This is a genomic window from Taklimakanibacter albus, from assembly GCF_016595235.1.
GTDB lineage: Bacteria > Pseudomonadota > Alphaproteobacteria > Rhizobiales > Aestuariivirgaceae > Taklimakanibacter > Taklimakanibacter albus.
The window spans coordinates 1,415,551-1,426,897 of sequence record NZ_JAENHL010000007.1; the positions used below are offsets into that span (position 1 = coordinate 1,415,551).

Below are 11,347 nucleotides of genomic sequence, written 5' to 3' on the forward strand. Positions count from 1 at the left end.
GCCTTCTCAATTCTTGGACCTTGAGCGGTCTCAGTCGTTGCTGGCTTCCGCTTCCGGCTGCTCTTCCGCCTGCTTCTTGGACAGGTCCTCGCCGGTCTGCTGGTCGACCTGCTTCATCGACAGGCGGACCTTGCCGCGATTGTCGAAGCCGAGCAGCTTCACCTTGACGATATCGCCTTCATTGACGACGTCGGAGACCTTGGCGACGCGGCGCGGCGCCAGTTCCGACACGTGGACGAGGCCGTCGCGGGCGCCGAAGAAGTTCACGAAGGCGCCGAAATCGACGACCTTGACGACCTTGCCGTCATAGATCTCGCCGACTTCCGGCTCCGACACGATCGACTTGATCCACTTCATCGCCGCTTCGATCGCCGGTCCCGAGGACGAGGCGACCTTGACGGTGCCGTCATCGGAGATGTCGATCTTGGCGCCGGTCTTCTCGACGATCTCGCGGATCACCTTGCCGCCGGTGCCGATCACTTCACGGATCTTGTCGGTCGGGATGGTGATCACCTCGATGCGCGGGGCATGCTCGCCGAGACCCGGACGCGCCTTCTCGAGCGCTTCCGCCATCTTGCCGAGGATGTGGAGCCGGCCGTCCTTGGCCTGCCACAGCGCCGTCTTCATGATGTCTTCGGTGATGCCGGTGATCTTGATGTCCATCTGCAGCGAGGTCACGCCATTGGCGGTACCGGCCACCTTGAAGTCCATGTCACCGAGATGATCCTCATCGCCCAGGATGTCGGAGAGCACCGCGAAGCGCTCGCCTTCCTTGATGAGGCCCATGGCGATACCGGCAACCGGAGCGCGCAGCGGCACGCCCGCATCCATCAGCGACAGCGAGGCGCCGCAGACAGAGGCCATCGAGGACGAGCCGTTGGACTCGGTGATCTCCGAGACGACGCGGATCGTGTAGGGGAACTGATCCGCCGGCGGCAGCATCGGATGGATGGCGCGCCAGGCGAGCTTACCATGGCCGATCTCGCGCCGGCCGGCGCCGCCGAGGCGGCCCGTTTCGCCGACCGAGAAGGGCGGGAAGTTGTAATGCAGCATGAAGGTCTCTTTGTAGGTCCCTTCAAGCGAGTCGATATACTGTTCGTCCTCGCCGGTGCCGAGCGTGGTGACCACCAGCGCCTGGGTTTCGCCACGGGTGAACAGCGCCGAACCATGCGTGCGCGGCAGGACCGAAGCCTCCGCAATGATCTGCCGCACGGTGACGAGATTGCGCCCGTCGATGCGGTGGCCGGTATCGAGGATGTTGTTGCGGACGACGTCCTTCTCGAGATGCTTGAAGGCTTCACCGACCTTGTTGGGAGCCGGAGCGTCTTCCTTGCCTTCGACCACGAGAGCGGCCAGCACCTTGTCCTTCGCCTTGGCGACGGCTTCCTGGCGGTCTTCCTTCTTGGCGATGGCATAGGCGGCGCGCACGTCCGCTTCGGCGATCTGCTTGACCGAGTTGAACAGCGTCTCCTGATCCGGCGGCGTGAAGTCGCGCGGCTGGCGGGCCGAACGCTCGGCCAGGCGGATGATCGCTTCGAGCACCGGCTGGAAATGTGCATGGCCGAACATGACGGCGCCGAGCATCTTCTCTTCGGTGAGTTCCTTCGCTTCCGACTCGACCATCAGCACGGCGTCCTGCGTGCCGGCGACGACGAGATCGAGCTCCGACGTCTTCATCTGCTCGATCGTCGGATTGAGGACATACTCGCCATTGACGACGCCGACGCGCGCCGCGCCGACCGGGCCCATGAACGGAATGCCGGACAAAGTGAGCGCCGCCGACGAGGCGACCAAAGCGACGATGTCTGAATCGTTCTCGAGGTCGTAGGAGAGCACGGTCGCGATGACCTGCGTCTCATTGCGGAAGCCTTCGACGAAGAGCGGACGGATCGGCCGGTCGATGAGGCGGGAGATCAGCGTCTCGCGCTCGGTCGGGCGGCCTTCACGTTTGAAATAGCCGCCGGGAATCTTGCCGGCGGCGTAGGTCTTTTCCTGGTAGTTGACGGTGAGCGGGAAGAAGTCGATTCCAGGCTTCTCCGAGCGGGCTGCTACCGCGGTGGCGAGAACGGTGGTCTCACCGTAAGTCGCGAGCACGGCGCCATCGGCCTGCCGTGCCATGCGGCCGGTTTCGAGCCTGAGCTTCTTGCCGCCCCATTCGATTTCTTCAACATCGATATTGAACATGTGATTTTCCTGATTGCCCTTGGCCGCCGCTAGATTTGCGTTCACCTACACCGTGGACGGCATCCCCATTGGGCCTTCTGGCGCCGGCCCTATTGCCGGACGCCACTTCGGGGATCGCGGGCGGCAAATCGGTGATCCGCCCGCTCATACTGACTTCGTTTCCGACTACCGGCGGATATCCAGCCGCTTGATCAGCGTCTGATAACGGCTTTCATCGACCTTCTTGAGGTAGTCGAGGAGACCACGGCGCTGGCTGACCATTTTCAGGAGGCCGCGGCGCGAATGGTTGTCCTTCTTGTGGGCTTTGAAGTGGTCGGTCAGCGTGTTGATACGCTCGGTCAAGATCGCGACCTGGACTTCGGGTGAGCCGGTGTCGCCGGCTTTGGTGGCATATTCCTTCACGAGCGCGTTCTTGCGCTCCTGGGTCATCGTCATTCGGTCATCTCCAAATAAGTTATAGGTTGAACAGACGCTTCGGCTTGAGCGAGCCCTTTTCGATAGAGCAGATCCCCAGGGGTCTTTGACCCCACATAACGAGAACCGCATCTTGTGCGATGGGAGCGCTTGCGCCTCTGAGCAGAACTGATTGGCCCTGTCTCAGGCGTTGGGCCTCCGCGTCCTTCACGGCCAGTGCCGGGATGCCGTCCAGCACGGTCTCGATGGGTCGGAGAACCCCTTCCATGGCGTTGTCGCCGGCCGCCTTATGGCTCAGTTCAGTCAGCTTTTCCAGCGAAATCATGTCATTTTCGGTAAATGGCCCGACCGCGGTGCGCCGCAAGGCAGCCACGTGGCCGAGTGTTCCCAACGCCTCCGCCATGTCGCGGGCGAGCGAGCGGATATAGGTCCCCTTTCCGCAAGTGACTGAAAATTCGGCATGATCCGCATCCGGCTGAGCCAGGAGCGCGATTTTCTCGATATGGACGGGACGGGCGGCGAGCGCCACCTCCTCACCCGCCCGGGCCAGGTCATAGGCCCGCTCGCCCTGGATCTTGATGGCCGAGAATTTGGGGGGCGTCTGGAGGATTTCGCCCTCGAACCGGCCCAGGATGGCGGCGATGTCGCTCTCGGTGGGACGCCGGTCGGACTGGCCGCTGACCTCGCCTTCCCGGTCATCCGTGGTGCGCGCCTCGCCCCACTGAACGAGCACGCGATAGGTTTTGCGCCCATCCATGGCCCAGGAAACGGTCTTGGTGGCCTCACCGAGCGCGATCGGCAGCAGGCCCGAGGCGAGCGGATCGAGGGTGCCGCCATGCCCGGCCTTGGCGGCGTTGAACAGCCACTTGACCTTGGCCAGGGCCTGGGTCGATCCCATTCCTTCCGGCTTGTCGAGGGCTATCCAGCCATGGATATTCTGACGTTTGCTCACTTCTTCTCAGGCAGATCGCGGGCGACCGCCGGATCCTTCAGCAGCCGGTCGATCTTGTCGGCATAATCGGCCGCCGTATCGATGCGGAAGCGCAGTTCCGGCATGAATTTCATGTCGACGCGCGGCGCCAGCAGTCCCCTTATGTAACGGGCATGCTCGGCGAGGAGCTTCACCGCACGGTCCTTTTTCCCGTCGAGCAAGGGCCGCACATAAACGGTCGCGATACGCAGATCGGGCGACATCGCCACTTCATGGACCCCGACACCCAAGCGCTCGAGTTCGGGATCGCCCACTTCACCGCGTAAGAGAATATCCGCCAGCGCATGGCGGATGAGTTCGCCGGCGCGCAGCTGGCGTTGCGAGGGGGCTTTCGATGTGGTCATGGGGATATCTCCGGATCAACCTCTGACGTGCCATTCTCGCCCACTCATCATGGCCGCCCTTTGCGGCGGCCATGACGGATTGGGTAAGCGGTCACCTCGGTTCGAGGTTCATGATCAATCCAGCGTGCGCTGTACCTTCTCGACGCGGAAGCACTCGATGACATCGCGCGCCCGCATATCCTGGTAGCCCTCGAAGGCCATGCCGCATTCCTGGCCGACCTGCACTTCCTTGACTTCGTCCTTGAAGCGCTTGAGCGTCGACAGCGTGCCTTCGTGGATGACGACGTTGTCGCGGATGAGGCGGACCTTGGCGCCGCGCTGCACCGAGCCCTCGGTGACCCGGCAGCCGGCGACCTTGCCGACCTTGGTGATGTTGAAGATCTCGAGGATCTCCGCATTGCCGAGGAAGGTTTCGCGCAAGGTGGGCGCCAACAGGCCCGACATCGCCTTTTTGATGTCGTCCACCAGATCGTAGATGATGTTGTAGTAGCGGATCTCGATGCCGTCGCGCTCGGCCGCGGCGCGAGCCTGGCCGTTGGCGCGGACATTGAAGCCGAGGATCACCGCACCGGACGCGGCAGCGAGCTGCACATCCGATTCGCTGATGCCGCCGACGCCATAATGCATGACGCGGGCGCCGATCTCTTCGTTGCCGATCTTCTCCAGCGCCTGGACGATCGCTTCCGCCGAGCCCTGCACATCCGCCTTGACGAGGATATGGAAGTCCTTGCGGGCGCCTTCCTTGAGCTGCGACATCATCTGCTCGAGCGACGCACGGCCGCTCGCGACGCCACGCGATTCGCGCCGCTTGCGGTCGCGATAATCGGTGATCTCGCGGGCCCGCGCCTCGTTCGCGACGACGTCGAACTGGTCGCCCGCTTCCGGCGCGGAATTCAGGCCCAGCACCTCGACCGGAACCGAAGGCCCAGCCTCTTTCACATGCTCGCCCTTGTCATTGATGAGGGCGCGCACCCGGCCCCAGGAGGAGCCGGCGACGAAGATGTCGCCCAGATGCAGCGTGCCGCGCTGGACCAGAACGGTCGCGACCGGGCCGCGGCCGCGGTCGAGCTGCGCTTCGACGACGATGCCGGAGCCCTCACGATCGGGATTGGCCTTGAGGTCGAGCACTTCCGCCTGCAGCAGGATGGTGTCCAGCAGCTTGTCGAGATTGGTGCCCTTGAGCGCCGACACTTCGATTTCCAGCACCTCGCCACCCATGCTTTCCACCACGATTTCGTGCTGGAGCAGCCCGGTGCGGACGCGGTTGGGATTGGCTTGCGGCTTGTCGATCTTGTTGATCGCCACGATGATCGGCACTTCGGCGGCGCGCGCGTGATTGATGGCTTCCGCCGTCTGCGGCATGACGCCGTCATCGGCGGCGACCACCAGCACGACGATGTCCGTCGCCTTGGCGCCGCGGGCGCGCATCGAGGTGAAGGCCTCGTGGCCCGGCGTGTCGATGAAGGTCACGAGACCATTCTTGGTCTCGACCTGATAGGCGCCGATATGCTGGGTGATGCCGCCCGCTTCGCCGGCGACCACATTGGTCTTGCGGATCGCGTCGAGCAGCGACGTCTTGCCGTGATCGACATGGCCCATGATGGTGACGACCGGAGCGCGCGGCTTGAGCGTCTCCGCGGCATCGGTATCGCCGGCCAGGCCCTCGACCACGTCGGCTTCGGCGACGCGACGGACCCGATGGCCCATTTCCTCGGTGATGATCTGGGCCGTATCGGCATCGATCACGTCATTGATCGTATGCATCTGGCCTTGCTTCATCAAAAGCTTGATCAGGTCCACGGCCCGTTCCGACATGCGGTTGGCCAGTTCCTGAATGGTGATCGCCTCGGGGATGGTGACGTCGCGCACCATCTTCTCGGTCGGCATCTGGAAGCCTTGCGCCTGCTTCTTCTGGCGCTCGGTGCGGCGCCGGAAGGCGGCGATGGAACGCGAACGGTCGTCGTTCTCGTCCAGCGCATTGGAGAGCGTCAGCTTGCCACGGCGCTTATCGGCATCGCCCTTGGTGCGCGTCGGTGCCGGAACCTTGACTTCGCGTTTGACGCTGAGGCCCGGGCGCGGCTTGGTCTTGGCTTCATCCTCATCCGATGTCTGGACGGGACGCTGGGTGGGAAGCTTCTTGGCTGCTTCCTCGGCTTTCTTGCGGCCCTCTTCCTCGGAACGGTGGCGCGCATCGTCATCCGCCTTGCGGCGCTCGGCGGCCTCACGTTCCTTGCGCTCACGGTCTTCCTGCTCGCGCCGGCGCAGCGCTTCGGCTTCCTGGCGCTTGCGCTCGTCGGCCTCGCGCAGACGCGCATCGGCGAGCGCCCGGTCGCGGGCTTCCTTTTCTTCGGGGGTGAGCGTGCGCAGCACGACGCCGGAGCGCTGCTGCTCGTTCTGGCGCGGCCTGTCGGCATGCGTCGGAGCGACGCGTGGCTGCGCCTGGAACTGCGGCTTGGCCGCCTCTTGAGCCGGACGCTGCTGCTGTTCCTCGTCCTTGCCGCCAGGGCCGCCTGGACGCTTGCGGCGCGTCTCGACGACCACGGTCTTGGTGCGGCCATGGGAGAAATTCTGTTTCACCCGGCTTTGCTCGACCGGGCGGCGCATGCTCAAGGTCCGGCCTTGTTGTCCGGCGCCACCGAGCTTGCGATCATTGGTATCGTTCGTATCCGTCATTCGTCCTGCCAGTTTGCGGTCGGCTTTAAAGCCTTTTCCGCCCGGGTCAAGCCGACCCGGGCGGAAAAGGCTCGCAAAGCGCTCTAGCCTTCGTAAGCTTCTATGCGATGCACGGCCTGAAGGAGCTTTTCCGCGAGCGCCCCCTTGGCCACTGCCGCATGTATCACATTTGTCCGGCCAAAGGCCAAATCCAATTCGTTCGAGGTGAAGAAACCCAGGGTTTCCACACCTGGCCCCGAATGAGCGTCGATCTTCTGCCGGCCATTTTGGGCTGCTTCTACTGCATGAATGACAAGCCGCGCCCGCCCGGCTGCCAACATTTCCTCGACCTTAGCGGCTCCGGCTACCGCTCCGCCAGCCTTTTTTGCCAAGGATATATAAGCGAGCGCCGCCTTGCGGAGAAGCCCCCCGATCTGATCGGGAAGTTCTTCCCTAGCGACGCTTCCTTCACCGAGCCCTCGCGAGAAGGCCCGACGCTTCACCGCCTCGGCGACCCGGGTCCGCTTGAGGCCGACCCAGACACCACGGCCCGGCAACTTCCGGTTGAGATCAGGAACCACCGAACCGTCGGGACCGCGTACGAAGCGAATGAGCTGCGCCTCATCCATGACCTCTCTGGTCACGATGCACATGCGCTCGGCCACAATCTCCTCTGCCTCGGTCCCGGTTTGGCTCAAGCGTCCTGCGCCTCCTCGCCAGCCTGTTCGGCGCTTACCTCTTCCACCTTCTCGATCCAGCCCATCTTGACGCGGGCCGCCATGATGATGGCCTCGGCTTCCGCCGCCGACACATCGAGATCGGAGAAGGCGCCTTTGTGCTTGACCGTCTCGCCCGGCTTGCGCTCGGTCCAGCCGGTCAGATCGTCGGTGGCGCAGTCCGCCAGGTCTTCGACCGTCTTGATGCCGGCTTCGCCCAGCGCCACCATGATCGGCAACGTCACGCCTTCAACCTCGGCGACGTCATCGGCGACGCCCAGATCCTTGCGCCGCTGATCCTGCTCGGCGGTGATCTTGTCGAGATAATCGCGCGCCCGGGTCTGCAGTTCCTGCGCGGTATTCTCGTCGAGGCCTTCCAGGCTCGAAATTTCCTGGGAGTCGGCATAGGCGATCTCTTCCACGGTAGCGAAGCCCTCGGAAGCGAGCAGCTGCGCCAGAATCTCGTCGACATCGAGCGCCTCGACGAAGCGCTGGGTGCGCTCGGCGAATTCCTTCTGGCGGCGCTCCGATTCCTCGGCCTCAGTCATGATATCGATATCCCATCCGGTAAGTTGCGAAGCGAGGCGCACATTCTGGCCGCGCCGGCCGATGGCCAGCGAGAGCTGCTCGTCGGGAACGACGACCTCGATGCGCTCGGCCTCTTCATCGAGCACGACCTTCGCCACTTCGGCGGGGGCGAGCGCGTTGACGACGAAATTGGCGACGTCGGCCGACCACGGGATGATGTCGATCTTCTCGCCCTGGAGCTCGTTGACCACAGCTTGGACGCGGCTGCCGCGCATGCCGACGCAGGCGCCGACCGGATCGATCGAGCCGTCCTTCGAGCGCACCGCGATCTTGGCGCGCGAGCCCGGATCGCGGGCGACCGAGACGACCTCGACCACGCCGTCATAGATTTCCGGCACTTCCTGGCCGAACAGACGGGACATGAATTCGGGATGGGTGCGCGACAGGAAGATCTGCGGGCCACGCTGCTCGCGCCGCACGTCATAAACATAAGCGCGGATGCGGTCGCCGGGGCGGAAAGTCTCGCGCGGCAGCGTCTCGTCGCGCCGGACGATCGCTTCGCCGCGGCCCAGATCAACGATCACATTGCCATATTCGACGCGCTTGACCGAGCCGTGCACGATCTCGCCGATGCGGTCCTTGTATTCGTCATACATGCGCTCGCGCTCGGCATCGCGCACCTTCTGCACGATCACCTGCTTGGCGTTGGTGGCGGCGATGCGGCCGAACTCGATCGGCGGCAGGGGATCGGCGATCTGATCGCCGATGGCCGCGGCCGGATTGCGCCGCTGGGCTTCATTGAGGCTGATCTCGGTCGCCTCGTTCTCGACCTTCTCGACCACGTCCAGGAGCCGGTTGAGACGCGTCTCGCCGGTGCGCGGATCGATCTCGGCCTGGATGTTGTTCTCGGCCCCATAGCGCGACTTCGCGGCACGCTGGATGGCTTCCGCCATGGCGGCCAGCACCACCGACTTGTCGATGGATTTCTCGCGCGCGACGGCGTCGGCAATCTGTAGAAGTTCGAGCCTGTTGGCGCTAACGGCGGCTTCGGCCATGTCAGTGTCTCCTGTCGTCCAAATCCGTTGTCTTTGAATCTGCTGGGTCGTCGTTCTCGGTGTCTTCGGTCCAGTCGCTGCCGTCGGCCATCGCCTGGCCGGCCTTGCGCTCCTTCGCCGCCGCGATCAGGGCGTCGGTGAGGACCAGTTTAGCGTCGCCGATATCGGCGAAGGGCACGCCGATCAGTAACTTCTCCGCGCCGCCTTCCGGATTGTCGACGAAGAGGCGCACCTCGCCATCGGCATAACCCTCGAGCGCGCCGCGGAAGCGCTTGCGGCCAGCCTGCGGCACGACCATCTCGATCTTCGCCTCATGCCCGGCCCAGCGCTCGAAATCCTCCGAGCGCACCAGCGGCCGGTCGATGCCGGGTGAGGACATTTCGAGGAAATAACGGTTTGAAATGACGTCCTCGACATCGAGGATCGGCGAGATGGCGCGGCTCGCCTGCTCGCAATCGTCGATGGTGAAGCTGCCATCCGGGCGCTCCGCCATGATCTGCAAGGTCGAGCCGCTCAACTTGACGCGCACTAAGCGGAAGCCGAGCCCGTCGAGCACCGGCTCGACCAGTTTAGCCACCCGTAAAGCGGGTCCTGTCTCACGTGTCAGTCTCTGATCGTTCATTTCAGGTAACAAAAATGGCGGGCCCCGGCTGGGACCCACCCTCATAACTCTAGCTATGTGGATGAACCTAAGTTGGCCTCATATAGGCCTCCCCCTGGGAAAAGGCAAGCCGCCGCCAGGAGGCTGGTGGCGGGCACCGATTCCGGCCGGGCGGGCCACTACAGGACGAAGTCGTCCGCCTGCAGATTCATCGTCCGGCTGAGCCAGATCGTCTGGTCGCCCATGGCATCGCCATCCACATCGATGACGATCACCGTCCGCCCGTCATGGGCATGGGTATAGCTGACTTCACCCTGTCCGGACCCGGAAAAGCCCGCCATGCCGATGAAGCTCAAGCCCTCATAGGTCTCGATCGAAATCTTGTCGCCGTCAGTGAAGTCGGTGATCACGTCATAGCCGAGCGGCGCATCGGCGCTGGCGAAGAAATAGAACAGGTCATTGCCATCGCCGCCCGTCATCGTGTCGGTGCCGGCGCCACCCGACAGCATGTCGTTGCCCCGGCCACCCTCGAGCCGGTCGTCACCGTCGCCGCCGACGAGTTCGTCATCACCGTTGGCGCCGAGGAGAACGTCATTGCCACCGCGCCCGAGCAACGTATCATTGCCGCCATTACCGATCAGGAGATTGGCGTTGCCGTCGCCTCTGAGAATGTCGGCATAGGCCGAGCCCGCGACATCCTCGATATTGGCAAGGGTGTCGGCGTCGGGATCGTTGTCGAAGCCAAGTGCTGTCTTGTAGGCCCGGCCTTGTTCGAGATCGACCGTCATCCCGCCGGTCTCGACCGTGTAGCCGGCCCGGTCCACACCGCTTCCACCATCGATCATGTCATGGCCTGAGCCACCTTCGATGCGGTCATCGCCGGTTTCGCCGAAGAGACGGTCATTGCCGCCATTGCCGAACAGCACATCGGCGCCGCCGCCACCGCGCAGAATATTGGCCTCGCCATTGCCGATGAGATAATCGTCATAGGCCGAGCCGATAGCGTTCTCGATGCTGAACAGGCTGTCCTTGTCGGCCGCATCGAGCGATGAACGGCCGCCATATCCCTGATCGAGAAAAACGGACACCCCACCCTCGGCGTTAGCGTAAGTAACAGTATCATTGCCGGCGCCACCGGAAACAAGATCAATACCGAGGCCGGGATCGCACATGTCATCGCCATCCTGGCCATAAAGCCGGTCATTTCCGCTGTAGCCAATGATATGATCCTGGCCACTGCCGCCGACGAGAACATCATCGACGCGTGTTCCTTTGATCAAGCGGTATGGATTGGTCGTACCTGGATCGCCCTTGTCGATACCCATATGCGCCTCCATGACATTGCTCTGAAAACGGCAGAATAATTCCGATCGGCTGAACCTGAGCGGCGGTCTTCGTTCAGCCTCTATTCAGCCGCCGTCGTGCCTCATCGGTTGCATTTCGAAAAAACTTGCAACTGGCGGCGAAGATCACATTTGACATCCGAGCCGTCGTGCTCGTGTGAATTTCGTCAGGAGGAGAAATCGCCATGCTTGTCACCACGACCAACGCCATCGAAGGCCGTCGTATCCTCGAATATAAGGGCCTGGTGGCCGGCGAGGCGATCCTCGGCGCCAATCTGTTCCGCGATATCTTCGCCTCGATCCGCGACATCGTCGGCGGTCGCTCCGGCTCCTATGAGAAGGTGCTGAACGATGCGCGCCAGACCGCCGTCGGCGAGATGACCGACAAGGCCGCCGCCTTGGGCGCCAATGCGGTGATCGGCGTCGATCTCGATTACGAGACGATCGGCTCCAATGGCAGCATGCTGATGGTGACCGCGGCAGGCACCGCGGTCCGGATCGAGTAAAGAACCACCCTCC

General features: G+C 63.3%; 10 protein-coding genes. 1 reads left to right on the forward strand and 9 read right to left on the reverse strand.

Annotation, left to right across the window (positions count from 1 at the left end):
• Positions 1-30: 30 nt before the first annotated feature.
• The 9 genes from pnp to JHL16_RS35295 all read right to left on the reverse strand — a co-directional run bounded on the left by pnp (position 31) and on the right by JHL16_RS35295 (position 10,810).
• A complete protein-coding gene (gene pnp / locus JHL16_RS18340) occupies positions 31-2,184 on the reverse strand; it encodes a polyribonucleotide nucleotidyltransferase (protein WP_200186298.1) in 2,154 nt (717 codons plus the stop codon).
• Between the two features lie 165 nt (positions 2,185-2,349).
• Complete coding sequence (rpsO, locus tag JHL16_RS18345; protein WP_137857519.1) at positions 2,350-2,619, reverse strand: 30S ribosomal protein S15; 270 nt, start codon at positions 2,617-2,619, stop codon at positions 2,350-2,352.
• A gap of 19 nt (positions 2,620-2,638) precedes the next feature.
• Entirely contained in the window at positions 2,639-3,550 is a 912-nt protein-coding gene (gene truB / locus JHL16_RS18350) for a tRNA pseudouridine(55) synthase TruB (RefSeq protein WP_200186299.1), read from the reverse strand.
• A complete protein-coding gene (rbfA, locus tag JHL16_RS18355) occupies positions 3,547-3,933 on the reverse strand; it encodes a 30S ribosome-binding factor RbfA (protein WP_200186300.1) in 387 nt (128 codons plus the stop codon). The genes truB and rbfA overlap by 4 nt, the downstream gene beginning before the upstream one ends.
• Before the next feature lie 114 nt (positions 3,934-4,047).
• Complete coding sequence (gene infB / locus JHL16_RS18360) at positions 4,048-6,606, reverse strand: translation initiation factor IF-2 (protein ID WP_200186301.1); 2,559 nt, start codon at positions 6,604-6,606, stop codon at positions 4,048-4,050.
• A gap of 83 nt (positions 6,607-6,689) precedes the next feature.
• Positions 6,690-7,283, reverse strand: a complete 594-nt coding sequence (locus JHL16_RS18365) for an RNA-binding protein (RefSeq protein WP_200186302.1) — start codon at positions 7,281-7,283, stop codon at positions 6,690-6,692.
• A complete protein-coding gene (gene nusA, locus JHL16_RS18370; protein ID WP_200186303.1) occupies positions 7,280-8,884 on the reverse strand; it encodes a transcription termination factor NusA in 1,605 nt (534 codons plus the stop codon). Before nusA ends, JHL16_RS18365 begins: the two co-directional genes overlap by 4 nt.
• A 1-nt stretch (position 8,885) precedes the next feature.
• Entirely contained in the window at positions 8,886-9,461 is a 576-nt protein-coding gene (rimP, locus tag JHL16_RS18375; RefSeq protein WP_420884548.1) for a ribosome maturation factor RimP, read from the reverse strand.
• A 203-nt stretch (positions 9,462-9,664) separates the two neighbouring features.
• Positions 9,665-10,810 (reverse strand): calcium-binding protein, encoded by a 1,146-nt coding sequence (locus JHL16_RS35295; RefSeq protein WP_200186305.1) that lies wholly within the window; start codon positions 10,808-10,810, stop codon positions 9,665-9,667.
• Positions 10,811-11,013: 203 nt separating this feature from the next.
• Between JHL16_RS35295 and JHL16_RS18385 the strand changes: the two genes are divergently transcribed.
• Positions 11,014-11,334, forward strand: coding sequence for a heavy metal-binding domain-containing protein (locus JHL16_RS18385; protein WP_200186306.1), 321 nt, complete (start codon positions 11,014-11,016; stop codon positions 11,332-11,334).
• Positions 11,335-11,347 lie beyond the last annotated feature (13 nt).

Excerpts from the sequence above, each read along its gene's own strand:
- nusA (WP_200186303.1), bottom strand. The coding sequence starts at position 8,884 with ATGGCCGAAGCCGCCGTTAGCGCCAACAGGCTCGAACTTCTACAGATT.
- JHL16_RS18385 (WP_200186306.1), top strand. The coding sequence starts at position 11,014 with ATGCTTGTCACCACGACCAACGCCATCGAAGGCCGTCGTATCCTCGAA.
- rpsO (WP_137857519.1), bottom strand. The coding sequence starts at position 2,619 with ATGACGATGACCCAGGAGCGCAAGAACGCGCTCGTGAAGGAATATGCC.
- rbfA (WP_200186300.1), bottom strand. The coding sequence starts at position 3,933 with ATGACCACATCGAAAGCCCCCTCGCAACGCCAGCTGCGCGCCGGCGAA.
- JHL16_RS35295 (WP_200186305.1), bottom strand. The coding sequence starts at position 10,810 with ATGGGTATCGACAAGGGCGATCCAGGTACGACCAATCCATACCGCTTG.
- infB (WP_200186301.1), bottom strand. The coding sequence starts at position 6,606 with ATGACGGATACGAACGATACCAATGATCGCAAGCTCGGTGGCGCCGGA.
- pnp (WP_200186298.1), bottom strand. The coding sequence starts at position 2,184 with ATGTTCAATATCGATGTTGAAGAAATCGAATGGGGCGGCAAGAAGCTC.